The organism is Pacificibacter maritimus (genome assembly GCF_003814915.1).
GTDB classification, from domain to species: Bacteria; Pseudomonadota; Alphaproteobacteria; order Rhodobacterales; family Rhodobacteraceae; genus Celeribacter; species Celeribacter maritimus.
The window spans coordinates 390,035-415,256 of the sequence record NZ_RKQK01000003.1; the positions used below are offsets into that span (position 1 = coordinate 390,035).

The window sequence follows — 25,222 nt, forward strand, 5'->3', positions numbered from 1 at the left end:
CCCTATACCCAGTTCAACGCATCAACGCGTTCTTCTTCGACAGCATGACAGGCCACAACGGATCCGTCATCTTTTTGCAAAGGCATCGGTTTTTCACTGGCGCAGCGCGCGTCCGACAAAGGACAACGTGAACGGAACGGACACCCTGATGGTAAGTTGATCGGCGTCGGGATTTCCCCCTTGAGCCGAATATGGTTCGACCGATCGTCTTTCAGCTGCGGCACCGCCGACAGCAAGGCTTTGGTATAAGGGTGTTTTGGATTCGAAAACAAGGTTTGCGTGTCGGCAACTTCACAGATTGATCCCAGATACAGCACGATCACTTTGGTCCCAAAGTGTTCAACCACACTTAGGTCATGGGTGATAAACAGATAGGTCAGACCATGTGCTTCTTGCATTTCCAGCATCAGATTTAAAACCTGTGCTTGAATGGAAACATCCAAAGCTGAAATGGGTTCATCTGCGACGATAAATTCAGGGTCCACCGTCAAAGCGCGTGCGATGGCGATCCTTTGGCGTTGCCCGCCTGACAATTCATGGGCAAAGCGCGCCCCCCAAGCGGGGTCAATCCCAACGGATTTCATCACAGCCGCGGCTTTGTCTTGCAGCGCACCTTTGCTCATGCTTGGATTATGATAGCGGAGTGGTTCGGCCAAGGTTTGCCCGATGGTCATCCGTGGGTTCAGCGACGCATATGGGTTTTGAAAAATCATCTGGATTTTCTTGCGCAGGGGCAGCAAATCTTTGCCACGCAGCCCATCAATACGCTCACCGTCATAGTGAATTTCGCCACCACTAGGTGCGATCAATCCCGCAACCATACGTGCAACCGTGGATTTGCCACAGCCACTTTCGCCAACAACACAAATTGCGTCGCCCCGATCTACGTCAAACGAGATATTGTTTACGGCGTGGACAGCACGCGTTTCGCGCGTCAATTTTCCACTCGAGAACTTCAAGCTTTCGAGAAAACCTTGATCCAAATTAAAACGCTTCTCAAGCCCCTTAACGCGCAGCAAAGGGCCGTTTTCTTTGTCTAAGCTCATTGCGCTGCCTCCGAAGCCAGTTCTTTTTGCAGCCGATGTACCTCATGGCACGCGACAAAGCTTTCTCCCGATTGGCTGATATCAGGGACCTGAGATTTACAGGTTTCAGTGGCATGGTCGCAGCGCGGATGAAACGGGCAGCCTGACGGCATATCCGACAGGGTCGGCATCACGCCTGGGATTTGTTTTAACCGTTGGCCAGGTTGCGTTTGTTGCGGCAAGGCGCTGATCAAGCCTTGAGTATATGGATGCTGCGGGTCGTTAATAATCGAACGGGTTGGACCGTTTTCGATGATCCGCCCTGCATACATCACCATCGTGCGCTCAGTCACCTGAGAGACGACCCCGAGGTCGTGAGTAATCAAGATCAACCCAACTTGGTTGGACTGACACATTTCCAGCAGCAGTTCCATGATATCGGCCTGAATAGTCACATCAAGCGCTGTCGTCGGTTCATCTGCAATGATCAGTTTGGGATCAAGCAAAAGCGCCATAGCGATAATGATGCGCTGACGCATGCCACCTGAAAGCTCATGCGGGTATTGCTCAAACCGTTCTACTGGTGAAGGAATGTAGACTTCTTTCAGCTTCACCAATGCGATTTGACGCGCTTCTTCAAATGACAGCTTTCGATGCGCACGCAGCGTTTCAACCATTTGCTGACCGATCGTCAAAACGGGATTGAGGGTCACCATCGGATCTTGAAAGATCATCGCCATACGGTTGCCGCGCATATCCCGCACTTGCTTTTTCGACATCTGGGTGACGTCTTCACCCTCAAACAGGATTTGTCCACCGTCGATAAAACCCGGTTGGGACAAGAGATTCATCAACGCAAATCCAGTGATAGATTTACCCGCGCCGGATTCTCCGACGATTCCAAGCCGCTCGCCACGGGCAAGATCAAATGAAATTCCGTTGAGCGCTGTCAGAGCCCCAGTGCGGTTCGAAAATTTGACCGTAAGATCACGTACAGATAACAAAGACATGGGTTAACCTTTGTATAGTTTCGGGTTCAGAACGTCACGCATCCAGTCCCCCAGCAAATTGATAACCAGCACCAGCACCACCAGAACCACACCCGGAATGGCGGTAATCCACCAACTGCCCGAAAAGATATAGTCAAACCCCGAAGAAATCAGTGAACCAAGCGAGGGTTGGTTGGGCGGCATGCCCAAACCCAAAAAGCTAAGAGACGCTTCGGAAATGATTGCATTGGCCACTTGCACTGTCGAAATCACAAAAATCGGTGACAAGGAATTCGGTAAAATGTGGCGCACCATGATCCGTATAGGGCCGAAGCCCATGACCCTAGCTGCATCGACATATTCTTTCTTTTTTTCGGCCAAAACCGTGGCGCGCACGGTGCGGGCATATTGCGGCCATTCGGCCACGCCGATCACCCCAACCAAGAACAACACAGCATAGCGGCTAAAGACTTCAGAGCCAAAGACAGCCTGCGTGATCGCCAGAAATATGATCGCAACCATCAAGGTTGAGAATGACAATTGAATATCAGCAAGGCGCATCAAAAGACTGTCAGTTGAATATCAGCAAGGCGCATCAAAAGACTGTCAGTACGCCCACCGACATAGCCTGAAATCAGCCCAATCGAAATCCCAAGGAATGCCTGCAAAGCCACGGCACAAATCCCGATGATAATTGAAAGACGCGTGCCGTAGAGGATAGTCGAAAGCAAATCGCGCCCTTGATCATCCGTGCCCAACATAAACTCAGGCAAGGCGCCATCAATCCAAATGGGTGGATATTCACTGTTCATAATGTCGATCTGAGCAGGATCATAGGGGTCATAAGGCGCAATCCACGGAGCAAAAAATGCCGCGATGGTGATCGCTAAGAAAACCACCATCGACACAATTGCCACGGGGTTCCTGCGAAAAGAATAACCGATGTTGCTGTCACGCAGACGTGCCCAGCGCGACGGCGTTGATTTGAGCACAAAGCTCGGAACAGTAGCTGGATCACTCATGCGCCCATCCTCGCGAGGTTAATCGTTGGGTTAACAAGACCGTAAATCAAATCGACGATGGTGTTTGTCACCACGAAGATAAAACCAACAACGATCAGATAGGCCACGATCAGCGGTGTATCCACGCGGTTGACCGCTTCTAGAAACATCGCCCCCATGCCAGGCCAACTGAAGACGGTTTCGGTCAAAATTGTATAGGCAACCATCGTCCCGATCTGTACCCCGCCCACAGTGATGACGGGCAGCAGGGTATTTTTCAAACCATGCACAAAGTATATCCGCCACGGCGCGATCCCTTTGGCCTGAGCATAGCGTACATATTCACTTTGCAGAACATCCATCATTTCAGCGCGGATTAATCTAATAAACATCGGAAGCATAATGGATGACAGCGCGATAGACGGCATAATTATGTGCAGCCAACCGTCTTTGGTAGCAAAATTGGTTTCCCACGAGCCAAGCACATGCACAATTTCACCCCGCCCAAAGGATGGCATCCACCCCAGCTCAACAGAGAAAAAGAAAATCATCAAAATGGCAGTCAAGAAAACGGGAATAGACAGACCGACGATGGACAAAGATAGAATGATGCGCGTGATCGCCCCGTTGGGTCGGATCGCGGTATAAACGCCCAGCGGGATGGACAGCCCGATAATGAGTATCGTTGCACCGAAAACAAGTTCAAGCGTGGCTGGCAATTTCTTCAAGATCACATCAAGCGCGGGTTCTTTGAAGAAATAGGACGTTCCCAGGTCTCCCTGCAAAGCATTGCCCAAAAAGCGCATATATTGCACGAAAAACGGATCATTGAGACCCAGTTCATCCCGCAGTTGCTGACGGACCTCTTCTGAGACGGATTGCCCCACAAGTTCTCGTAGCGGATCACCCAAGTTACCTTGGATCGCAAAAGCGATCAACGAGATGACCAGCATAACTGCAATGGCCTGAAAAATACGTTTTACAAGATATGCAAACATCGTCGCCCCCCTGAACGAGCCCTGCCCCACGCAAACGCGTTGACGTAACTATAGAGAAAATTAGCGGGTGCGCATGATGGCGCACCCGCCTTGGGAATATCTAAGAAACTATAACTCTTAGCTACGTTATTCGGAAACCTTTAGGTCGCCAAAGTATGGGAAATTAAGCGCATTCACGATTTCTCCAGCGTTCATGCCATCTTTTGCACCCCATGCAAGGTTCTGCCAATGCAGCGGCACAAAGGCTGCTTCATCAAACAAGATTTGCTCAAGCTGCTGTAGATACTCAGTACGCTTGGCGATATCAGTTTCAGCGTTCGCCATATCCATCAACTTGTCTGCTTCTGGATTACAGTAACCGCCAGAGTTGTACTGACCGTTGCCTGTTTCTTCGTCACGACACGCCGTCAAGAATTGATGGAAGTTCGCAGAGTCTTCGGTATCGGCATGCCAACCGATCATCATCATATCTGCCGCACGTTCATCAAACGCAGGCCAGTATTGCGCTTTGGGTAAGGTCTGAAGATCGACTGTAATCCCGATTTGCGACAACATTGATGCCACAGCTTGCGCGATTTTATCATCGTTCACGTAGCGGTTATTTGGCGCCATCATAGAGATCGAGAAACCGTCTGCGTATCCCGCTTCTGCCATCAATTCTTTGGCTTTTTCAATGTCAAAACGTGGTTCAAGGCTTTCGATGTGACCTAGGTAACCCATTGGGGATGCCTGTGCGCCAACAGTACCGAAACCGCGCATAATACGATCAACGATGCCAGTGTTGTTCACTGCATAATCAACGGCCATGCGCACTTTTGGATCTTTAAACGCCTCGACGCGATCTTGGTTCATTTGGAACGTAATGATACGCGTGCCCGGCATAGTAATTAAATTTACGCCATCGGCTTTTTCAACACGGGCCAGATCGGTTGGTGGTACAGGCGCGATGAAATCAACATCACCAGATAGCAATGCTGCAACGCGTGTTGGGTCTTCTTTGATCGGTGTCAGGGTGATCTCATCCACATTGCCTTGTGAAGCCGTATCCCAGTAGTCATCGAAACGGTCAAAGACAACTTTCACGCCTTGCTCACGCTCGGAGACAACGAAGGGACCTGTGCCTGAAATGTTGCGTGATGCAAAGCTGTCGCCGTGCTTTACGATTTCGGATTTATTTTTGCCATCATCGGTTTCGCCGCTGTAAAACGCGCTGTCCATTGCGAATAAGTATGTCGCAGTGTGCAAAACCAATGGGAATGGTTCAGATGTTTTCAGATCGATTGTGTAGTCATCAACGACTTCGATGTCTGTGAATGGCGCAAAAATACCCTTGAAGTCTGGGCTTTCTTTTGCGCGATCAAATGTCCAATCCATGTCCTTGGCCGTGAAGGCATTACCAGAGTGGAATGTGACATCCTTGCGCAGGTTAAAGCGCATGGTTGTTGCATCAATTTGTTCCCAGCTTTCTGCCAAACGGCTTTCAAACTGCAAATCTTGTGTCCAGCGTACAAGCGGATCAAACACCATGTGGTTCAGTTGTAGCGTGCCACCAGACAATTGCTCATACGGATCAAGTGAAACGGGGTCGGCGTCATATGCAACTTTCACGGAGATGTCAGCAAATGCTGTCCCCGCAAGGGCTGCACTCAACGCGAGGCCCGCGACGCAATCTTTTAATTTCAACATAGGAATCTCCCTGATTTTATTTTTTATTGCGACAACACTCGCTCAAGCAGGCGAATTGGGCCAATACCTATTTTGCATAGCCCTATGCGTGCATTTTCACGATATAAATCAATGAGATGTATTTATGCGATACGTTTTGGACAACTTTTAAGCGCCGTGCCAATTTGAAAATCGCGCCACTTATTCGCAGATGTAAGCGCCTAGGCAGGCGACAGACCGAAGGATAAGACGGCAAAATACCCCGCTCCATAATTCATGGGCGGGGTATTTGCATTGTAGGCGGGTATGACGGTGAAAATCTGCAAGCTATCTTAGACTAGGTAACAGAAGACCCAACACATTGGAGCATCGGCGACTAAACTATAAAAGCACCTAGCGGTCTAAGTAGTCTTGCAAGGTCGCTGCAACACCACGATCCCAAATGGTTTTGAGCGATGCCGTAAACAGCGCTGAAAACTGGTCATTCTCGGCAAGATCACCATAAATCTGGCGCATATCGATCCAAACTTTAGGATCGCTTTTCGCGGCCAAGGCTGTGGTTTGCAGTTTAGCCCAAAACGGATCATTGGCTTCGATCTGGCTGCCGTCTTCTCTTGTGCCAGCACACATCCGCGCCCACATCGCTTGCACCAAAACGAGCCCATCAATTGGCGTGCCTGCACGCAACCCGTCCCGAATTGAGGGCACAATAAATCCTGGCTGGCGTGATGAGCCATCAAAGGCAACGCGCCGCGTTGTGTCGATAATTTTGGGGTTAGAAAAACGCGACTGGATCAGTTCAACATAGGTCTCGGGAGCCATGTTTGGCACCGCTTCGACATGCGGCGCGATTTCTGTGCTGGCAACCTTTGTGAAAAACGGACCGATCAGGTCGTGTTCCATACAGCCTGCAATCGTCTCGACTGAAAGAATTTCACCAGGAACAGCAATGACTTGGTGACCACCATTCAGGATGCGAATTTTCATAGCCTCATAGCTGTGAACATCATCCGTAAAGGTCGCACCAGAGCAATCCCAATCGGGACGTCCTGCGCAAAACGCATCCTCAATGACCCATTGGCGAAAGTTTTCGTGCGTGACAGGCGCTTGATCATCGATCCCGAAACCCTGCACCAAAGCCAATTCGTTTGGCCCCGTCGCAGGGACAATGCAATCCACCATAGAGTTGGGGAAAGTGCATTCCGTATTGATCCAATCAGCGAGCGCAGGATCTGTTAATCGCGCAAGCGATACGACCGTTTGCCGCATGATATCGCCATTTCCCAAAAGATTATCGCAACACATGCAGGTGAAAGGCCCCCTCCCCTCATCGCGGCGAACACGCAGCGCGGCAACAATAGCACCAAACGCAGTCTTGGGCGTCGCAGGGTTTTCGACGTCGTGTAGAATATCAGGGTGCGCCCCATCAAACCCCTTAGTTGCAGGATCAATGAAATAACCGCCCTCGGTGACCGTCGTTGCGACAATGCGGATTTCGGGCTTCGTCATTTGCGCGATGAGGGCTGCATTGCCTTCTTCAATCGGCAGATAATCGATCATGGACCCCACGACCTCAGCCGAACTGCCCGAGGGATCCAACTCAATCAATGTCGTCAGACAATCTTGTGCCAACAATTTGTCGCGCATCGCCGCATCATACTGGCGCACCCCAGCCCCTATGATGGCCCAATCAAGGGCTAAGCCGTCTTGCATCAAGCGGTGCAAATACCATGCTTGATGCCCACGATGGAAATTGCCTAGGCCGATATGCACAATGCCAGGCGTCAAAGCGTTGCGATCATACTGCGGGCGCGACACCTCAGCGGGCAGTTGGGTCAAATGCGCGTTGCTGAGTGTGAGGGGGGGGTGTTTTGTTACATACGCGTTCATAAGCTTATCCATTGTTCGCCGTCCACATGTTAGAAGTCCACCGCACTTTGCGCGGGTGATGCGGGTCTCAAGAGGCGGCGGACCAAACCTGTGCACGCCACCCCAAAATTTGTGCAGATTAGATCACTCGATCCGCATACCCTGAGCGTCAAAGCGATGCATACGCCCCTCATGTGGAGTCAGATAAATCGTGTCCCCGTGTGTCACAGCGATGTCGCCACTAATCCGAACAGTAAACATGTCACCCAAACCCGTGTCGTGAACATGGATAAAGGTGTCAGAGCCCAAGTGCTCGGCCACACCAACAGTGCCCTTCCAGATGCCACCTTCTGTACTGACATCAAGGTGCTCAGGGCGAATGCCGACTGAATGCGCATCGAATTTCGCAGCTTCTTCGCCAGAGAAAATGTTCATTTTTGGCGAACCAATAAACCCAGCCACAAAGATGTTACGCGGCTTGTGGTACAGATCCAGCGGCGAACCAACCTGTTCGATAACGCCGGCCTGCAAAACAACAATCTTATCCGCCATGGTCATCGCTTCGACCTGATCATGTGTCACATAGATCATTGTGGTTTTCATGCGTTGGTGCATTTCGCTGATTTCCAACCGCATTCCCACACGCAATGCCGCATCAAGGTTCGACAAGGGTTCATCAAACAAAAAGGCTGATGGATCGCGAACGATAGCGCGCCCAATAGCAACACGTTGACGTTGCCCACCCGATAACTGACCTGGTTTGCGATCAAGATAATCCACAAGGTTCAACGACTTCGCTGCGGCATCTACCTTTGCGTCGATTTCAGACTGGCTCATCTTTTCCATACGCAGCGGGAAACCGATATTTTTGCGGACAGTCATATGCGGATAGAGCGCGTAGGATTGAAACACCATGGCCAAGCCACGCTGGGCAGGCGGCACTTCGGTCACGTCTTTATCGTCAATCACAATCTTACCTGATGTGAGATCCTCAAGACCCGCAATCATACGCAACAAGGTCGATTTACCACACCCTGATGGACCAACAAAAACCGCGAATTCCCCGTCTTCGATCGTCAAATTGAGCGGCGGAATAACCTGTACGTCACCAAAGCTCTTAGTTGTATTTTCTAGTACAATGCGTCCCATGATATTTCCTATTTCACAGCGCCAAAGGTCAAACCTTGGACCAATTGTTTTTGACAGAACCAGCCCAGCACAACGATGGGCGCGATGGCGGCAGTCGATACAGCTGACAAGCGACCAAAGAACAGGCCTTCAGGTGCGCGGTTGCCTTCGATAAGTTTAGACAGTGTTGCGGCATCAATCGTGGTCAAGCGCACCGTCCAGTAGGCTTCGTTCCAGCAAAAAATGAAGCACAGCAATGCAGTCGATGCGATCCCACCCCATGCAAGCGGGATAAGAATTTCGCGGATTTCACCCCAAGTATTCACGCCATCCATTTTACCGGCTTCAATGATGTCCTTTGGGATTTCCTTGAAGTAGGTGAACAACATCCAAACGACGATTGGCAGGTTGATCAGACTAAGCACGAGAACGATCAGAAAGTGCGTATCAAATAACCCTAGGCTTTTGGCCAAAAACGTCATTGGGTAAAGCACCGCCGCCGCAGGCAGCATTTTGGTGGAGAGCATCCACATCAAGATGTCCTTTGTCGCCCGTGTTGGGTTAAAGGCCATCGCATATGCGGATGGAATGCCCACTGCCAGCGTAAACACCGTCGCCAAAACAGATGTAATCACCGAGTTTTGGGCAAAGCGCCAGTAGTCGTAATTATCCGTCATGTTCAGGTAGTTTTCCAAGGTTGGTGTGAACCAAATCAGAAATTCTGGCTTGACCGCATCCGCATCGGTTTTGAAGCTTGTGAGAACCAGCCAAAAAATCGGGAAGAAGAATAAAAGTCCAACGATCCATGCCAAAACAGGCCGGCCAAATCGTGAGGATTTTGAAGTATGTGCAACGATAGCCATGGGTCTGTTCTCACTCCATCAATGTCTTGCCGACCATACGCAGCAAGAAAATTGCTACGATATTGGCCAGAATGACTGCAAAGATTCCGGTAGCGCTGGCTGCGCCAATGTTATTGTTCGCAAATTCGCCAATCAGGTAAGGCAGGTTTTTGTTACCATTTCCGCGGCTGACAATTTCGATTTCGGCGTAGAGCGACAGGTGAAAAATCGCTTGGATCATCACAACAATCGCAATCGGGCGACCGAGGTGTGGCAAAGTTAGAAACCTAAACTGCGACCATGTGCTTGCACCATCCAAGATAGCTGCTTCTTTTTGTTGCTGATCTTCGGATTGCAAAGAGGTCATGAAAATCAACACCGCAAACGGCGTCCACTGCCACGTCACCATGATGATCACAGCCCAAGCCGAGGTCTGGGTGGCGCGAAACGAGATAGGCTGCAACTCAGGCCACATGCCAAAGAAGTTCCCGATCACAGGCGTCATGCGCAAAGCGTCCAGCAAACCGTTGATACCTTCGACTGCAACGCCTTGAAGGCCAAGTACTGGATCAAGGATCATGTTGATCCAAAGCACGGCATTCACCGCAGGCATCACGAAAAAGGGCGAAATCAGCAAGACACGCACAATGCCTTGGCCTGGAAAGGCTTTGTTGATCAACACGGCAATCAGCACGCCAAGGATCACGGTCAAAAACAAGATAGAGCAAACAATGAGCAAACTGTTTTGAATCGCCAAAAGAAAATCTTTGCTGTTCAAAACAAACTCGTAGTTGCCGAACCCACGCCAATTTTCAATGCTGGGCTTTGTCCATTCGGGACGGCGCAGGCTGTTTAAAACGTAGCGAATGAATGAAAAATATAGGGTCATGCTGAGGGGCACGAGCATCCAAATCAAAAGCAGAACAACTGCGGGTGTTTGGAGAAGCCGAGGGATGCGTCTGTCAGACATACCTTATCCTTCTGTCCAGCCATTGGGCGGACCTGTTAAGAATCTGAATTTCAAGAATTGTGGCACAAAGTATCGACGGACACACGATCACTGAGCCGTTTTGGATATAGAAGGGCCACGCTGTGGCCCTTCTAAAAACACTGTAACTTAGTAGTAGCCAGCTTCACGCATGATCGCATCAGCTGCAGATTGCGCATCTTCAAGAGCTTCTTCTACTGTTTTCGCGCCAGAAAGAGCCGCGGCCATTTCTTGTGCAACAGCAGACCCCACTTCTGGGAACTCAGGGATCGAAGCAAACTGAACACCTACGTATGGCTTGATGTCTGTTGCTTGTGGAGCAGCAGATTCAATTGCCTTCATTTCAGCGTCTGCAAAGGCTGCAACGGCTTGGAATTCAGGGATCGCGTAGGTGGATGCCCGTGTACCTGTTGGTACAGAACCCCAACCAAAGTCTGGGTGGTTGCCGACAGCTTGAATGTACTCTTTCGATGTTGCCCATTCAATGAAGTCCATTGACGCTTCTGCGTGCGGAGCACCCGCAGGCACAGCCATCGCCCATGCCCACAACCAGTTTGCACCGACTGGGTTCCCAGCATTTGGCGACTGAGCGTATGCAACACCGTCTACTTCCAAGAAGGACGCTGCGATTGTGGCATCAATCCACATGCCGCATTTGCCTTCGTTGTAAAGCGCTAGGATTTCGTTGAATGAGTTGCCTTCAGAACCTGGAGGTCCGTATGAACCGAGCAAGTCGACATACATGTTGATCGCTGCATTCCATTCATCTGAATCCAGCACAGGCTTCATTTCCGCGTCGAACCATGCGCCGCCGTATGAATTCACAACAGTTGTGATAAATGCCATGTTGTCGCCCCAACCTGGCTTGCCGCGCAAACATGCGCCGTAAACGCCAGCATCTGGGTTGTGCATCGCAGCCGCAGCTGCCGTGATGTTTTCCCAGCTGTCATTGTCTGTAATCGCAACACCAGCAGCATCCGCGAGGTCTTTGCGGTACATAACCATTGAAGATTCACCGTAGAAAGGTGCGGCATATAGGGTGCCGTCAGCGGACAGGCCGCCACGCATCGCGGGCAAAATGTCTTCTACATCATAGTCATCGCTAAAGTTGAGGGGCTCGATCCAGCCAGCCTGACCCCAAATTGGAGCTTCTTGCATACCGATGTTGATGATGTCGTATTGGCCGCCACCAGTGGCTGTGTCGGATGTGACCTGCTCGCGCAGAACGCCTTCTTCCAAAGATACCCAGTTAAGCTTTACGCCAGTTTCTTCTGTGTAAGCTTCAGCAACGGTTTGCATGTTGATCATGTGGCCGTTGTTAACGATTGCGATGGTCAGTTCACTTACGTGCCCATCAGCAAATGCGCCGCCAGCTGCAACGAACGTAAGCGCTGTAGCGCCAAGCATTGTGTGTTTCAAAGACATCCTGTCCTCCCTAGATCAGATGATGCTCCAACCTAAGGCGGGTATTCATTTGGGGTCAATCAAAAACTTTACGCGCGCAAAATTATTTTACTTTTTTCTATATATTCAGAAACTTAAGCGGACCCTCTTTTCACAAGATGTCCTTTGAATAAGGCAATCTCACGATCCCCCTTGCGCTCTTCCGTCTCGATTAAGCCAAGAATCGCATCCACGCTGCGCGCGGAAATCGCGCTGTAATCCTGCGAGACTGTTGTCAGGCTTGGGGATGTGTAACGCGAGAACGGATGGTCATCGTGACCTGCAATACGCAAAGCGCTATCCCCCCCCCGCCCGACTTGAATGCCCCCCTCATAGGCCGCAGATAACAAACCAATCGCAAGACGATCATTGGAACAGAGCACCGTATTTGTAGGTAGGTCCCGCTGCGCAATCATCTTGGACCCTTCGCGAAATCCTATTTCTTCAAAGTCCCAACCTTCCCCAGCCACTTGGATAAGGTTTGGCTCTTCCCCCCGCCGCGCCATCGCTGAAAGATATGCACTGCGACGTTTATAGGCATTGGGGTTCACGGGGGTTTTCATTTCAAAAAAGACAGGGGGCTCACCTGTCTCGCAAAGATAATCAACGATAACTCCGATGCTTTGCTCACTGTCTGACCCAAAGAATGCTTCGCCCACATCATCAAGGTTGTTATCAAACAATACCGTTGGGATTTCTTTCGAAAAGGCAGATAGCATATCCGCATTGGACGCGCGCCCCAAGGGGGCCAACAATACGCCCGCAGGTTTAATCGCCCGCAAGCTGTTAAGATTGGCGATTTCTTGATCAGGCCCGCCATGGGAACTGAGCAATAGTGGGTTATATCCCGCGTCGATGATGAGGCTTTCGATCGTGCGCGCAATCGCTGCAAAAAACGGGTCTATCAGGTTGGGAACCACCAAGCCTATATTTTTGGTCTGACGACGGTTTTGGTTCACGGCGTAAATGTTGGGCTGATATTCATATCGATCCAAAGCCGCTTCAATCTGCGCGCGCGTCGATTTGCGCACACTCGCAGGATCGTTAAAATATTTGGACACCGTGGGGCGCGAGATTCCGCAAACCCGTGCGAAGTCTTCCATGTTTTTAATTTTCTCAGCGGCCATACGCAGCATTTTCCACTCAATTTTCGCGCTTGCCCTTTCAGGCAATAGATTGTTCGCAATACGTTAACTCAGCCTCTAGCCACTTAAAAGCGTATTCAATTTAAACTTAATTTCAATGGGTTAAAATATGAACGCAATTTTTCGGAAACATTCGGACAAAACAGGACCACCAGAAAGGCGCGTCAGGCAAGGAATTGCGATCAATATTTTAGGGGCAATACTGGTGTCACGACAGGTTCAGTTTTCAGCGACACGATAGGATAACACGCCGCCAGATTATTGACGTAATGCCCTAGACGCATGATAATTCGCCAACATTGTTAAATATTTTGGTTGAATATCTTAGTTCAAACCGATCTATTGAGCAGCACATTCCGAAAGAACTAAAAAATCGTCAGAATGCCCCCAAAATGGCGTAGATTTCAGTGAGACAAAATTAAAATGACAGACTTTGATGTTGGCGCTCGCCTAAAAGCCATTCGCAAGGCGCGCAAAATCTCGCAACGCGAGCTTGCCACGCAATCGGGTGTCACCAACGGGCTGATTTCTTTGATTGAAGGCAACAAGTCGAGCCCTTCGATTTCATCCCTAAAAAAGATCCTCAGCGTTTTCAGCATGTCTTTGTCAGACTTCTTTGACGCAAGTCCCACAGACAACAGAAAATTTGCTTTCCGATTTGACGAAATGGTCGAAATCAACCCCGAACGGGTTTTCGAAGGCGGCACAGAAGAAGGCTTAAAGGCCGTATCCTTGCGTCGCGTTGGGTCAAGTTTTGAGCGCACTTTGCTCATGCTTTACGAAATCTATGAACCTGGTGCAGATACGGGGCCAGAATTATACGCACATGAAGGCGAAGAAGGCGGATTTGTCATCGAGGGTGAAATCTTACTGCAGGTGGGCGAGTCCACAGAGACACTAAAGGCAGGCGATGCCTATCAATTTGAAAGCACCCTGCCGCACAGGTTTCGCAATATCGGTGACAAAAGGTGCGTCTTAGTCAGCGCCTGCACACCTCCAACATTCTAAAGCGATCAAGACCCCGCGATTAGGCCCTATTTCTCCCCCGCAACACTTACGCGCATTGCAGGGGAAAACAGGGTCGCCTTCTGTATGAGAGATAGACCTCACGACGCAGGGCATCGAAGCCCCGCGACGATCAAAATGGTCATATGTTTATCATATTTTCAGTGGCATCTATTGAATGCCCATGAGCAACTTTGGCAACCAAAGCGACAGTTCAGGAATGAAGGTCACGATCAAAACCATAGGCAAGTGACCAAATGCCAAGAATTTTAGCGTGGGCCAGATATACTGATCCATGGTCAACTTCGCGACACCGCCCGCCATATACAGCATGGGTGCGCAGGGTGGGGACACGTTGCCAAGACCAAGGTTGGTGCCAACAATGGCTGCGAAATGGATCGGATGGATGCCCAATTCATTTGTGACCGGTAAAAAGATGATCGCCGCCAAAACACTGCCTGAAATATCGTCAACGATCATGCCGATAAACAACAGCACAAGGTTGATGAGCAACATGATCACGATCTTATTGTCAGACAAAGACACCAGCAATTGCGCAACTTCTTTTGGAACTTGCTGCAAAATCATTGCGCGGCTCATCATGAACAAGAAGAACAAAACAGTCATGATTGACCCTGTTGTGATCGCAGCCCGCACAATCGAGGTGGTAAAAGTTTTCAGCGTTAAGCCTTTGTAGATGAAGAACCCTACAGGGATCGCATAGACTAAAGCGATAGAGGCGGCTTCAGTTGGTGTTGCAACGCCCGAATAGATCACACCCAAGATAATCACAGGCATCAACAAGGCCCAGAATGCGCGGATGCCACTTTTATATACGTGCTTAGCAACTTCTGCGGGTGGCAGTTTATCTTCGACTTGGATGCTGTCGACGTTGCGCAAGAAAACAAAGTTCAACACGATATACACGACACCCAACATGATGCCCGGAATGATGGTCGACAAGAACGCCGCCCCAACAGACAGGCCACCCGTGATTGCGAAAACAATCATCGGAATAGACGGCGGGATCATCAAAGCCAAAACAGACGAACAAGCAACCAAAGCCGTGGCGTGGCCAGCTGGGTAACCTTCTTTCACCATACGCGGAATCATGATTTGGCCAATGGCAGCAATCGCCGCCGAGGACGATCCAGAAATCGCGCCGAACAATGCGCAGGTGATAACGGTCACAGCGCCAAGGCCGCCCTTGATCCTGCCGACAAAGGAATTGACGAAGTCCAAAAGGCGCTCAGAAATGCCCCCTTCGGCCATCAGGGTTCCCGCCAGAACAAAGAGCGGCAAAGCCAAGAGCGCAAAGCCCGATGTTGTTTGGTAAGCGTATGGAATTAAAAACGAAATGTCAGATCCCGTTGAAAGTCCGAACACCAATGCGCCTGTACCAAAGGCAAGTGCGATCGGCATTTCGGCCAAAAGCAGAACCACAACCAAAGCCATAGAAATAAAGAATAAGGTCATGATTTTTCCTCACCTTGAGGTGCCGTTGATTTCAAATCAAGAAACTGATTTGTGATTTGCAGAATGAAGTAAAAGACCATGCCGCCAAACCCGATGATGAGCGATGAAGACCACCACCATTTCGGCCAACGCATGTAAGAGCTCACGCGACCTTTTTCGATTTCGAAAATGGCATAACGAATGGCATAAAAGGCAAAAATAGACGCGGCGATGATACTTAGAAGAGTCAAAACAAAGCGTACCTTGCGTACAGTATGCGGGTTTTTGACAACAAGCGTTAGAATGCCACCGTGAATATGTTCGCCGTTGCGGGTGACATAGGCCATGCCCAGAAAGTAAAACCAAACGCCGAACAGCAGGCCGATTTCTTCGATGCCAACGAAAGGCGATAAAAAGACGTAGCGCAACAGGACCTGCGTAAACATCAATGCAGCGAGAGCGAGTCCGAAAAATACGAGGGCCCAGTAGATGATTTTTGCAAAGACCTGTTCAAAGGCCAGTACTTTTCCGTGAAACCCGTCGACGTCATGTTCGGGCACGGCCGTGATGTATTCTGGTGGCTCAGGATTTTCATTTTCGGCCGTATAGATATACGAATCCGACTGTACCGGTGATCGCGGATGTTGTTTGGATTCTCGAACCATGATTTTCCCCTATCAGTTCAAAGTAAGTTTCAAAACGTGACGCCGACCCAAAGGGCCGACGCCACAGTCGAGTAGGGGAATTACTCGATACCAGCAGCCACTCGCAATTTGCCCATGATTTCAGGGCCTACGAGTTTTTCCATTTCAGGCCATTCAGTTTCATAAATAATCGCTTTTGCAGCTTCCATTTCAGCGTCAGACAAATTCACGATGTTCACACCAGCTTCTTCTGCTTTTGCCAAAAATTCGTTGCTTTTTGCTTCAGCTTCTTCCCATGAAGCTTCGATCACTTCGTCAGCAACAGATTGGATTTTCGCTGCATCTTCTTCAGCGAGATCATCCCACCAGTCTTTGCTTACAAGCCAGAACGCTGTCTCGAAATAGTCGTTGGTTAGGATGTTTGTTTCCAACACGTCGCGCATATTGTATGTTTCAACAGCTGTTGAAAATGAACGTGCGTCAACAGTACCGAGCTGCAAAGCCGTGTAGACTTCAGACAATGGGATTGGCACAGCGGAGAAACCGAGGTTTGTAAAACGGTCGACCGCAATTGCAACACCAGGAACGCGGATTTTGATGCCGCTGCCGTCAGCTGGCAATGTTGTTGGAACTTTTCCAACGCCTTTGCGGATCACAACAGACCCAAAATCAGTTGGGATAAGGCCAATCGCGTGTAGGTCTAGATCATGAAGAATGTCATTGTAGATGCCGAGCATGTCAGAACCAGGGCCGTAGACTTTTTTCGCATCTTCCCAGTTGGAAACCACGTAACCGAGCCAAGACAAGTCAAGACGCTGATCGAAATCAGACGCGCCCCATGTCAATGACATTGGCACAACACCTTGCATGGATTGCTCGAACAATGATGTCCAGTCACCCAAATCACCAGCAGGGTGGTAGTCAACTTCAAGACCAGAATCATCACCAAGCTTTTCCATGAATGACTCAGAAATTGAGTGGAACACGTGATCTGTGTTCATTCCATGTGCCAAAATGAATGACTCATCAGCGGTTGCTGAAGTCGCGCCAGCTATAAGCGCCGCACCAGAGACAGCCGAAAGGACTAAGTTTTTAAAAGCGTTCATTTGAAACTCCCAGATTTTCATTTTTTTGTTGTTCGCACAGCCAAATTGAACAGGTAATTAAAAATAATCAACATCTTTTTGCTTTCACACATCTCAGCTACGCAAAATCTGGTATTTTTCGTTAAATTCTTCACTCTTGGCTTCTTTTAGCATCACACGCTGAAAACCAGAGTCTAAAAAATTGTCAGCTGACAAATCGCCACAATCGGTAAAAGGCGCGCAAACCGACCTGATTCCATCACTTAAACGCACAATATCCGCTTAAAATTACCGCAGATGCCCCAAAAAAGGCCACAACCACTGCGCCCGAGTCGCGACAATCGTCACCTCAAGTTATGATCAAAATAATAAACAATATTGTTGTTATAATAGACAAGCCACGCTAGCCTGAGTGCAAATCGAACAGCAAAGGCTTCACCATGAACAATGCACAAATCTCTGCCCGCAAAGACAACGCCATCGCCAAAGGCATTGGAATGCAAACACAAATCTACGCTGACAAAGCGTTGAACTCCGAAGTTTGGGATGTCGAAGGCAACCGCTACATCGACTTTGCCGCGGGAATCGCCGTGGTCAACACGGGGCATTGCCATCCAGCCATTATCAAAGCCGTACAAGATCAAGCAGCGCGGTTCACCCACACCTGCCATCAAGTTTTGCCCTATGAAAACTATGTGCATCTTGCTGAACGCCTAAATGAACTCACACCTGGCGACTTTGAGAAAAAGACAGCCTTTGTCACAACGGGCGCCGAAGCAGTAGAAAACGCCGTTAAAATCGCGCGCGCGCACACAGGCCGCTCCGCCGTGATCGCATTTGGCGGTGGCTTTCACGGCCGCACGTTTATGGGCATGGCGCTTACAGGTAAAGTCGTTCCCTATAAGCAAGGCTTTGGCGCAATGATGCCAGACGTGTACCATGTGCCATTTCCAATCGAGTTGCACGGCACATCAACACAAGATTCACTGGATGCGCTGAACAAGTTGTTCAAAGCTGACCTTGATCCTAGTCGTGTCGCTGCAATGATCTTTGAACCCGTGCAGGGCGAAGGCGGCTTCTACCCCGCCCCTGCTGACTTCGTTCGTGAAGTCCGCGCATTGTGCGATGAACATGGGATCGTGATGATTGCTGACGAAATTCAAACTGGATTTGCCCGCACAGGAACTGTCTTTGCAATGAATGGCTATGACGTTGCCCCAGACCTGACCACGATGGCCAAAGGTTTGGCAGGCGGACTGCCTTTGGCTGCCGTTTGCGGCAAAGCGTCGATCATGGATGCAGCCCAACCGGGCGGTCTTGGCGGCACCTACGGTGGAAACCCATTGGGCATCGCAGCCTCTCATGCAGTTTTAGATGTCATCAAAGACGAAGACCTGTGCGCGCGCGCAACTGAGCTGGGGTCACGTTTAAAACAGCGCCTCGAATCCATTCGCGCCCGCACACCAGAGATCGCTGATGTACGTGGGCCTGGCTTTATGGTCGCAGCAGAGTTCAATACAGCCGACGGATCAGCACCAAACCCCGAAATGACAGCGGCAGTCCGCGCAGAAGCCCTGTCACGGGGACTTATCTTATTGACCTGTGGCGTCTACGGTAACGTCGTTCGCTTCCTTGCGCCTTTGACCATTCCCGACGACATCATGGCAGAGGCACTTGATATTCTTGAAGCTTCAATTGACGCAGTGAAAGGAAAGCAAAATGCCAGCTAAAGCGAAGATCCTATCCCTGAATGATCCCAGCCTTTTAGAAACACGCGCCTATGTCGATGGCGCTTGGGTTACCGCCTCAAAGACCTTTGACGTGCGCAACCCTTCCACGGGCGATGTGATTGCACAGGTGAGTGATTTAACAGCCGCCGACACAGCCAAGGCGATTGATGCGGCTTATGCAGCAAAAGCGGATTGGGCAGCGCAGACAGGCAAAGAACGCTCAGCTATCTTGCGCAAGTGGTTTGATTTGATTGTCGAAAATGCTGACGATTTGGCCACGATTTTGACCAGTGAAATGGGCAAACCATGGGCCGAGGCGCGCGGTGAAATCATGTATGGCGCAGGCTACATCGAATGGTTCGCAGAAGAAGCAAAACGCATTTACGGCGATACCATTCCAGGCCACCAGCGCGACAAACGCATTGTTGTGCTCAAGCAACCTGTTGGTGTTGTAGGCTCGATCACGCCTTGGAATTTTCCAAACGCGATGATTGCACGCAAGGTCGCCCCAGCTTTGGCTGTGGGCTGTACTTTCGTGGCACGTCCAGCAGAACTGACGCCGCTTTCAGCGCTGGCCATGGCGGTATTGGCGGAACGTGCGGGCATTCCCGCTGGCGTGTTCAATGTTATCCCATCAACAGATAGTGCAGGCGTGGGGCAAGAACTTTGCGCCAATGAAAAAGTCGCCAAGATCACCTTCACAGGTTCGACACGTGTTGGCAAAATCTTGATGAAACAGTGTTCCGACACGATCAAAAAGATGTCTTTGGAGCTAGGCGGCAATGCTCCGTTTATTGTATTCGATGATGCAGATATAGATGCGGCTGTCGAAGGCGCTATGATCGCTAAATTCCGCAACAATGGCCAAACCTGCGTCTGCGCCAACCGTATTTACGTGCAGTCTGGCGTATACGATACCTTTGCTGAAAAACTGAAAGCCAAAACCGCAAGTCTGGCGATTGGCGATGGGTTTGCAGATGGCATCACCACAGGCCCGCTGATCAACACAGCGGCCAAAGAAAAAGTCGAAGATCACATTCAAGATGCGGTGTCCAAGGGCGCGAATGTCATCTTGGGTGGCAAGCCATCCAACCTTGGCGGAACGTTCTTTGAACCCACCGTCTTGACGGGCGTGACCCCCGACATGAAAGTGTCTGTCGAAGAAACTTTTGGCCCTGTCGCACCCTTGTTTAAATTCGAAGATGAAGCCGATGTGATCAACATGGCCAATGACAGCGAATTTGGCTTAGCCGCCTATTTCTACAGCCGCGACTTGGCCCGTGTTTGGCGTGTATCTGAAGCATTGGAAACAGGTATGGTCGGCGTGAATACAGGGTTGATTTCCACAGAAGTCGCCCCATTCGGTGGCATCAAGCAATCAGGCTTGGGCCGCGAAGGATCAAAATACGGGACCGAAGATTTCTTAGAAATTAAATACGTGTGCATGGGTGAAATCGCCTAGCAAGCGGCGCGGCCTACCACCATGGCCGCGCCCTCTCACTCTGCCGATCCGAATGACTGGCGGTGCATAGCTGTAAGATACCAACGCCCCAAACAAAAAGCATACGCATAAGGTCACGCTCATGGTTCTATGTCGAACCAATGCCGTGCAACGGGCCTCATTGAAAAAGCGCACTCTATAATTGTGTGAACATACCAGTGCTTTTTGATAGTCTTGGAAAAGGCGTCAACTGCGCATTCAGGATGCACCTTAAACTCGCAGCACTTGCCTGTGCACCTGCCCCCAATCAGCATCCACCCGAAGATGGCGGAGACACCCGCGATAAGGTCGGTGATCTGATTTCGCAACTTCAACAGACCGATCACATGCTGGAGGCAAAGGACGCCCTGCGTGGGCTGGTGGATATCACTGTAGGGATTGAACCTACGACCCCGAGTACATGTTTAAATGCATGGGGCATTGCCTTGGCACTGTTCAGTTATCAAGGGGATCCTTTTCACAAACCATAGAGCCGCGCGCAACACCAATGACGCGCCACGCTCAATAACCAAAACGGCATTGCATTCCTATGCAAGCTCGGGATGCAAATACCGCTCCAAACCTGCGCGACAGTCATCTGGCCATGGATGCGACTTATGATCTTTGGTTGATGTCATCACAATGAGCTGCTCGATTGTCCAAATGATCTCCCCATCCACCGTCACAACGGTATAAAGGTCCAAAGATGACTTCCCAATGCGACGGACATGAACGGCGAAATCTAAAGTATCGCCATAAACGGCCGGCTTTTTGAATTCGATGTTCATTTTCACGCTGGGCAGGCCGAGGTGACGTTCAAACATAAGCTCTTTCCAAGTCACGCCAAAGGACGCGAACATGGCCTCGTTCACATCAACAAGGTAGGATAAATACGCGGGATGGTAGGCGATTCCTGTGAGGTCACAATCGCCAAAACGCATAGGCTTGGAAATGTTGAACGGCATCTGATGTCCTTTAAACTTGAGGGGCGCGGGCCAGATCGACCCTTCTTTATAATTTATGTTTAAAATTTATTTAGTTGTCAAATAGCTTATAATCTCTTGGTTCAAGCATATAGAAAACTGTGCGTAAAATGCTTACTTTTGACCCAAAAAATTCGGATAATACGCAGGGATACACGGAAAGCCGCGCAGCCTTGGGAAATCTCATTGACATGCAAGGCGGTAGAATTTAACTTTAAGATTAAAGTAAATTGACTTTGAGACAGCCTGCCCAAGCCAGACAGGCGCGACATCTATAAAGGACTTAGCCATGAAGACAGCGATTCTCGGCGGCGGGCCAGCGGGCCTATACTTTGCGATTTCTATGATGTTGCGTGACACCACCCACGACATCACGGTCTTCGAGCGCAACAAACCAGATGACACATTCGGTTGGGGCGTGGTGCTGTCTGATGAAACGATGTCAAATTTCGAAGACAACGATCCAGTTTCTGAAAAAATGATCCGCGACAGTTTTGCCTATTGGGACGATGTCAAAACCGTGCGGGGCGACGAGGAAATGGTATCCAGCGGTCACGGGTTTTGCGGCATTGGACGCAAAAAACTGCTGCTGTTGCTGCAAGAACGCGCGCGCGAGCTCGGCGTTAAGCTGGAATTTGAAACCAACATTTCAGCCGAAAACATTCATCAGCTAAAGGATCAATACGATGTTGTCGTCGCAGCAGACGGGCTAAATTCCGCTACGCGCACAACATTCGAAGACAAGTTTCAGCCGCAGATCGATATGCGTCGCAATCACTTTGTGTGGCTCGGCACCCACCAAAAATTCGACGACGCCTTTACGTTTATTTTTGAAGACACAGAGCACGGTTGGATTTGGGCGCACGCCTATCAATTCGACGACGACACAGCGACCTTTATCGTTGAATGTGGGCCTGAGACCTACAAGGCCTTTGGCTTTGACACCCTGTCGCAGCAAGGCAGCATTGCCTTATGCGAAAAGATTTTTGCCAAACATCTGGGCGGCCACTCATTGATGACCAACGCCAATCACATCCGCGGCTCAGCTTGGATCAAATTCCCGCGTGTGACCTGCGAAAACTGGTACTTCGACAATGTCGTGCTGCTTGGCGACGCGTCAGCGACAGCGCATTTTTCCATCGGATCGGGGTCCAAGCTTGGCATGGAAAGCGCCATCATGCTGGCCGAAGAGTTGAACGCGAACAAGACGCTGCCAGATGCGCTGAAAACCTATCAAGACGAGCGCAAACTCCAAGTGTTGCGCGTGACATCCGCAGCACGCAATTCGACAGAGTGGTTCGAAGATGTCGAACGTTACCTTACCCTCGACATGATGCAGCTCACCTACGGGATGCTGACGCGATCCCAGCGGATCAGCCACGAAAACTTGCGGATGCGCGACCCTAAATGGCTGGCGTCCGCAGAAGAATGGTTCCAAAAACAAGCAGGCAGCACTTCCAAACGCAGTCCGATGTTTGCCCCGTTTAAACTGGGCGATATGGAGCTTGAAAACCGTGTCGTCGTCTCTCCAATGGCGCAATATAAGGCGACAGACGGCATGCCGAACGACTGGCATTTTGTGCACTACGCAGAACGCGCCAAAGGTGGTGCCGCGCTGGTGTTTACTGAGATGCTTTGTGTCAGCATGCAAGGGCGCATCACACCAGGCTGCCCATGCCTGACCCCTGAACAGGTGCCCGCTTGGAGGCGCCTGACAGATTTCGCGCATAACGAAACCAAAGCGAAAATCTGTGCGCAGATCGGTCATGCTGGCCGCAAAGGATCGACCCGCTTGGCGTGGGATGGCATCGACAAGCCCCTGCCCGAGGGCGAAAACTGGGATCTTTTGTCTGCCTCGGCACTGCCATTGATGGAGGGCAATGTTGTGCCCAAAGAAATGGATCGCGCCGATATGGATTTGGTCACAGAGCAGTTTGTTGCATCAGTCAAAGCCGCTGATGCTGCGGGCTTTGATATGATCGAAATGCACGCGGCCCACGGGTATCTGTTGGCCTCCTTTATCTCGCCCGTGACGAACAAACGCAGCGATGAGTATGGCGGCAGCTTAGAAAACCGCATGCGCTATCCGCTTGAAGTCTTTCATGCGATGCGCGCCGCTTGGCCTGCTGAAAAACCGATGACGGTGCGTATTTCTGCCCATGACTGGATTGAAGAAGGCGGCATCACGCCACAAGACGCCGTTGCCATCGCGCAGATGTTTAAGGACGCAGGCGTCACCGCAATGAACGTGTCATCTGGCCAAACAGACAAGGCCGAAAAGCCAATTTACGGTCGGATGTTCCAAGTGCCATTCTCAGATCGCGTGCGCAATGAAGTGGGCATTCCAACCTTGGTTGCGGGCAATATCTATGAACCGGATCACGTCAATTCCACACTGATGGCTGGTCGTGCAGATCTGGTGCTTTTGGCACGCCCGCATTTGGCCGACCCCTATTGGACGCTGCATGCGGCTGTTGAATTGGGCGACACAGAGCAAGAGTGGCCCGCACCATATGAGGGCGGCAAACGCCAAGCCAACACTTTGGCCGAACGCGCGAAAGCGATGGCAACATGAGTCTGCACGGCAAAACCGCTTTTGTGACCGGGGGCGGCTCAGGCGTGGGCGCGGTGATCGCGGTCATGCTGGCCGAGGCTGGCGCCTCCGTCACGATCTGTGGGCGCAGAATTGCACCTTTGCAAAGCATCGCGGTAAAACATGACAACATCACAGCCGTCGTCTGCGACATCACAGATGAAGCCGCCATATCTCAAGCCATTGCCACGGCGGAACCCGATATCGTCGTCGCCAATGCAGGTGCCTCTGAAAGCGCGCCGTTTGTACGCACGGAACTGGCAGCGTTTGAGCGCATGATGTCTGTGAATGTCACAGGTACGTTTTTGACGCTGCGCGAAGGTGCGAAGGCCATGAATGGCAAACCATGGGGGCGGCTGATCGCGATCGCCTCCACTGCTGGCCTCAAAGGTTATCCTTATGTGGCCCCCTACGCGGCTGCCAAACATGCTGTGGTTGGTATGGTGAAATCTGTCGCTTTGGAGCTGGCGCGCAAAGACATCACAGTCAACGCAATCTGCCCAGGCTTTTTGGATACCGAAATGACCGAGCGTTCCATCGCCAATATCGTCGAGAAAACGGGTCGCAGCTATGAAGACGCGCGCGGCAGCTTAGAGGCGACAAACCCCATGCACAAATTGGTGCCGCCAGAAGACGTGGCCCATGCGGTTTTATGGCTGTGCGCGCAAGGGTCGGATATGATCACAGGTCAGTGCATATCAGTCTCAGGGGGCGAAACGTGACGCAGGCCTTTACACTCTCACGGCAAGTGGAATTCAATCATTGCGATCCCGCTGGGATTGTCTTTTACCCAAGATACTTCGAAATGATTTCGTCCACCGTGGAACGCTTTTTTGCCGACGCCATAGGCCACAGCTGGCAGGATATGCTGGTGAACGACATGGGAACACCGACTGGCAGCATTGATGTGCGCTTTCGGGCGCCATCGCGTTTGGGGGATTGGATCGACATCACCCTCACCGTCTCACGCATCGGCACGTCTTCGGCTGTTTTGCAGTTTGAATGCACCAGCGCGGGCGAGACCCGCTTTACAGGCTCGATCACCATCGTCCACGCCAACACCACCACCGCGAAATCCGCGCCTTGGCCAGATGCTATCCGTCAAAAAATGGCGGCCTATCTAAGCCCACCTAACACTTAATCAGGAAAACGCT

General features: G+C 50.6%; 21 protein-coding genes and 1 pseudogene. 7 read left to right on the forward strand and 15 right to left on the reverse strand.

What is annotated here, in order from left to right:
* Positions 1-2 precede the first annotated feature (2 nt).
* The 11 genes and pseudogenes from EDD53_RS11165 to EDD53_RS11215 form a co-directional block, all read right to left on the reverse strand.
* Entirely contained in the window at positions 3-1,046 is a 1,044-nt protein-coding gene (locus EDD53_RS11165) for an ABC transporter ATP-binding protein (RefSeq protein WP_123793322.1), read from the reverse strand.
* Positions 1,043-2,035: an ABC transporter ATP-binding protein gene (locus EDD53_RS11170; protein WP_123793323.1), complete on the reverse strand. Its 993-nt coding sequence runs from the start codon at positions 2,033-2,035 to the stop codon at positions 1,043-1,045. Before EDD53_RS11170 ends, EDD53_RS11165 begins: the two co-directional genes overlap by 4 nt.
* A gap of 3 nt (positions 2,036-2,038) precedes the next feature.
* Positions 2,039-3,036, reverse strand: a pseudogene (locus tag EDD53_RS15085) (ABC transporter permease).
* A complete protein-coding gene (locus EDD53_RS11180; RefSeq protein ID WP_123793324.1) occupies positions 3,033-4,013 on the reverse strand; it encodes an ABC transporter permease in 981 nt (326 codons plus the stop codon). The pseudogene EDD53_RS15085 and the gene EDD53_RS11180 overlap by 4 nt, the downstream one beginning before the upstream one ends.
* A gap of 126 nt (positions 4,014-4,139) precedes the next feature.
* Entirely contained in the window at positions 4,140-5,699 is a 1,560-nt protein-coding gene (locus tag EDD53_RS11185) for an ABC transporter substrate-binding protein (RefSeq protein WP_123793325.1), read from the reverse strand.
* Between the two features lie 372 nt (positions 5,700-6,071).
* Positions 6,072-7,568 carry a mannitol dehydrogenase family protein gene (locus EDD53_RS11190; RefSeq protein ID WP_123793326.1) on the reverse strand — a complete coding sequence of 499 codons (1,497 nt, stop codon included), beginning with the start codon at positions 7,566-7,568 and terminating at the stop codon, positions 6,072-6,074.
* Positions 7,569-7,691: 123 nt separating this feature from the next.
* Positions 7,692-8,696 (reverse strand): ABC transporter ATP-binding protein, encoded by a 1,005-nt coding sequence (locus EDD53_RS11195; RefSeq protein ID WP_123793327.1) that lies wholly within the window; start codon positions 8,694-8,696, stop codon positions 7,692-7,694.
* An 8-nt stretch (positions 8,697-8,704) separates the two neighbouring features.
* Complete coding sequence (locus EDD53_RS11200; protein ID WP_123793328.1) at positions 8,705-9,538, reverse strand: carbohydrate ABC transporter permease; 834 nt, start codon at positions 9,536-9,538, stop codon at positions 8,705-8,707.
* Between the two features lie 10 nt (positions 9,539-9,548).
* Complete coding sequence (locus tag EDD53_RS11205; RefSeq protein ID WP_123793329.1) at positions 9,549-10,487, reverse strand: carbohydrate ABC transporter permease; 939 nt, start codon at positions 10,485-10,487, stop codon at positions 9,549-9,551.
* A 147-nt stretch (positions 10,488-10,634) separates the two neighbouring features.
* Positions 10,635-11,930 carry an ABC transporter substrate-binding protein gene (locus EDD53_RS11210; RefSeq protein WP_123793330.1) on the reverse strand — a complete coding sequence of 432 codons (1,296 nt, stop codon included), beginning with the start codon at positions 11,928-11,930 and terminating at the stop codon, positions 10,635-10,637.
* 113 nt (positions 11,931-12,043) lie between these two features.
* A complete protein-coding gene (locus EDD53_RS11215) occupies positions 12,044-13,075 on the reverse strand; it encodes a LacI family DNA-binding transcriptional regulator (RefSeq protein ID WP_123793420.1) in 1,032 nt (343 codons plus the stop codon).
* Positions 13,076-13,516: 441 nt separating this feature from the next.
* Between EDD53_RS11215 and EDD53_RS11220 the strand changes: the two genes are divergently transcribed.
* The gene (locus EDD53_RS11220; protein ID WP_123793331.1) at positions 13,517-14,101 is read left to right on the forward strand and encodes a cupin domain-containing protein; all 585 of its coding nucleotides are present in this window, start codon (positions 13,517-13,519) and stop codon (positions 14,099-14,101) included.
* A 168-nt stretch (positions 14,102-14,269) separates the two neighbouring features.
* Here the strand turns inward: EDD53_RS11220 and EDD53_RS11225 are convergent, their stop codons facing one another.
* The 3 genes from EDD53_RS11225 to dctP all read right to left on the reverse strand — a co-directional run bounded on the left by EDD53_RS11225 (position 14,270) and on the right by dctP (position 17,303).
* Entirely contained in the window at positions 14,270-15,574 is a 1,305-nt protein-coding gene (locus tag EDD53_RS11225) for a TRAP transporter large permease (RefSeq protein ID WP_123793332.1), read from the reverse strand.
* A complete protein-coding gene (locus EDD53_RS11230; protein WP_123793333.1) occupies positions 15,571-16,218 on the reverse strand; it encodes a TRAP transporter small permease in 648 nt (215 codons plus the stop codon). The genes EDD53_RS11225 and EDD53_RS11230 overlap by 4 nt, the downstream gene beginning before the upstream one ends.
* Before the next feature lie 80 nt (positions 16,219-16,298).
* On the reverse strand, positions 16,299-17,303 hold the full coding sequence (dctP, locus tag EDD53_RS11235) for a TRAP transporter substrate-binding protein DctP (protein ID WP_123793334.1): 1,005 nt from the start codon (positions 17,301-17,303) through the stop codon (positions 16,299-16,301).
* Positions 17,304-17,722: 419 nt separating this feature from the next.
* Between dctP and EDD53_RS11240 the strand changes: the two genes are divergently transcribed.
* The 3 genes from EDD53_RS11240 to EDD53_RS11250 all read left to right on the forward strand — a co-directional run bounded on the left by EDD53_RS11240 (position 17,723) and on the right by EDD53_RS11250 (position 20,983).
* The gene (locus EDD53_RS11240) at positions 17,723-19,012 is read left to right on the forward strand and encodes a 4-aminobutyrate--2-oxoglutarate transaminase (RefSeq protein ID WP_123793335.1); all 1,290 of its coding nucleotides are present in this window, start codon (positions 17,723-17,725) and stop codon (positions 19,010-19,012) included.
* The gene (locus EDD53_RS11245) at positions 19,002-20,474 is read left to right on the forward strand and encodes an NAD-dependent succinate-semialdehyde dehydrogenase (protein WP_123793336.1); all 1,473 of its coding nucleotides are present in this window, start codon (positions 19,002-19,004) and stop codon (positions 20,472-20,474) included. The genes EDD53_RS11240 and EDD53_RS11245 overlap by 11 nt, the downstream gene beginning before the upstream one ends.
* A gap of 242 nt (positions 20,475-20,716) precedes the next feature.
* Entirely contained in the window at positions 20,717-20,983 is a 267-nt protein-coding gene (locus tag EDD53_RS11250; protein WP_123793337.1) for a hypothetical protein, read from the forward strand.
* A 57-nt stretch (positions 20,984-21,040) separates the two neighbouring features.
* Here EDD53_RS11250 and EDD53_RS11255 read toward each other — a convergent pair whose 3' ends face one another.
* Entirely contained in the window at positions 21,041-21,457 is a 417-nt protein-coding gene (locus EDD53_RS11255) for an acyl-CoA thioesterase (RefSeq protein WP_123793338.1), read from the reverse strand.
* Positions 21,458-21,764: 307 nt separating this feature from the next.
* Between EDD53_RS11255 and EDD53_RS11260 the strand changes: the two genes are divergently transcribed.
* The 3 genes from EDD53_RS11260 to EDD53_RS11270 are packed head-to-tail and all read left to right on the forward strand — an operon-like array spanning position 21,765 to position 25,209.
* The gene (locus tag EDD53_RS11260; RefSeq protein ID WP_123793339.1) at positions 21,765-24,050 is read left to right on the forward strand and encodes a bifunctional salicylyl-CoA 5-hydroxylase/oxidoreductase; all 2,286 of its coding nucleotides are present in this window, start codon (positions 21,765-21,767) and stop codon (positions 24,048-24,050) included.
* Complete coding sequence (locus EDD53_RS11265; RefSeq protein WP_123793340.1) at positions 24,047-24,790, forward strand: SDR family NAD(P)-dependent oxidoreductase; 744 nt, start codon at positions 24,047-24,049, stop codon at positions 24,788-24,790. Before EDD53_RS11260 ends, EDD53_RS11265 begins: the two co-directional genes overlap by 4 nt.
* A complete protein-coding gene (locus EDD53_RS11270) occupies positions 24,787-25,209 on the forward strand; it encodes an acyl-CoA thioesterase (protein ID WP_170162746.1) in 423 nt (140 codons plus the stop codon). Before EDD53_RS11265 ends, EDD53_RS11270 begins: the two co-directional genes overlap by 4 nt.
* Positions 25,210-25,222 lie beyond the last annotated feature (13 nt).

Bases quoted from the DNA above. Each gene is read 5' to 3' on its own strand.
- EDD53_RS11165 (WP_123793322.1), bottom strand. From the start codon at position 1,046: ATGAGCTTAGACAAAGAAAACGGCCCTTTGCTGCGCGTTAAGGGGCTT.
- EDD53_RS11170 (WP_123793323.1), bottom strand. From the start codon at position 2,035: ATGTCTTTGTTATCTGTACGTGATCTTACGGTCAAATTTTCGAACCGC.
- EDD53_RS11180 (WP_123793324.1), bottom strand. From the start codon at position 4,013: ATGTTTGCATATCTTGTAAAACGTATTTTTCAGGCCATTGCAGTTATG.
- EDD53_RS11185 (WP_123793325.1), bottom strand. From the start codon at position 5,699: ATGTTGAAATTAAAAGATTGCGTCGCGGGCCTCGCGTTGAGTGCAGCC.
- EDD53_RS11190 (WP_123793326.1), bottom strand. From the start codon at position 7,568: ATGAACGCGTATGTAACAAAACACCCCCCCCTCACACTCAGCAACGCG.
- EDD53_RS11195 (WP_123793327.1), bottom strand. From the start codon at position 8,696: ATGGGACGCATTGTACTAGAAAATACAACTAAGAGCTTTGGTGACGTA.
- EDD53_RS11200 (WP_123793328.1), bottom strand. From the start codon at position 9,538: ATGGCTATCGTTGCACATACTTCAAAATCCTCACGATTTGGCCGGCCT.
- EDD53_RS11205 (WP_123793329.1), bottom strand. From the start codon at position 10,487: ATGTCTGACAGACGCATCCCTCGGCTTCTCCAAACACCCGCAGTTGTT.
- EDD53_RS11210 (WP_123793330.1), bottom strand. From the start codon at position 11,930: ATGTCTTTGAAACACACAATGCTTGGCGCTACAGCGCTTACGTTCGTT.
- EDD53_RS11215 (WP_123793420.1), bottom strand. From the start codon at position 13,075: ATGGCCGCTGAGAAAATTAAAAACATGGAAGACTTCGCACGGGTTTGC.
- EDD53_RS11220 (WP_123793331.1), top strand. From the start codon at position 13,517: ATGACAGACTTTGATGTTGGCGCTCGCCTAAAAGCCATTCGCAAGGCG.
- EDD53_RS11225 (WP_123793332.1), bottom strand. From the start codon at position 15,574: ATGACCTTATTCTTTATTTCTATGGCTTTGGTTGTGGTTCTGCTTTTG.
- EDD53_RS11230 (WP_123793333.1), bottom strand. From the start codon at position 16,218: ATGGTTCGAGAATCCAAACAACATCCGCGATCACCGGTACAGTCGGAT.
- dctP (WP_123793334.1), bottom strand. From the start codon at position 17,303: ATGAACGCTTTTAAAAACTTAGTCCTTTCGGCTGTCTCTGGTGCGGCG.
- EDD53_RS11240 (WP_123793335.1), top strand. From the start codon at position 17,723: ATGAACAATGCACAAATCTCTGCCCGCAAAGACAACGCCATCGCCAAA.
- EDD53_RS11245 (WP_123793336.1), top strand. From the start codon at position 19,002: ATGCCAGCTAAAGCGAAGATCCTATCCCTGAATGATCCCAGCCTTTTA.
- EDD53_RS11250 (WP_123793337.1), top strand. From the start codon at position 20,717: ATGCACCTTAAACTCGCAGCACTTGCCTGTGCACCTGCCCCCAATCAG.
- EDD53_RS11255 (WP_123793338.1), bottom strand. From the start codon at position 21,457: ATGCCGTTCAACATTTCCAAGCCTATGCGTTTTGGCGATTGTGACCTC.
- EDD53_RS11260 (WP_123793339.1), top strand. From the start codon at position 21,765: ATGAAGACAGCGATTCTCGGCGGCGGGCCAGCGGGCCTATACTTTGCG.
- EDD53_RS11265 (WP_123793340.1), top strand. From the start codon at position 24,047: ATGAGTCTGCACGGCAAAACCGCTTTTGTGACCGGGGGCGGCTCAGGC.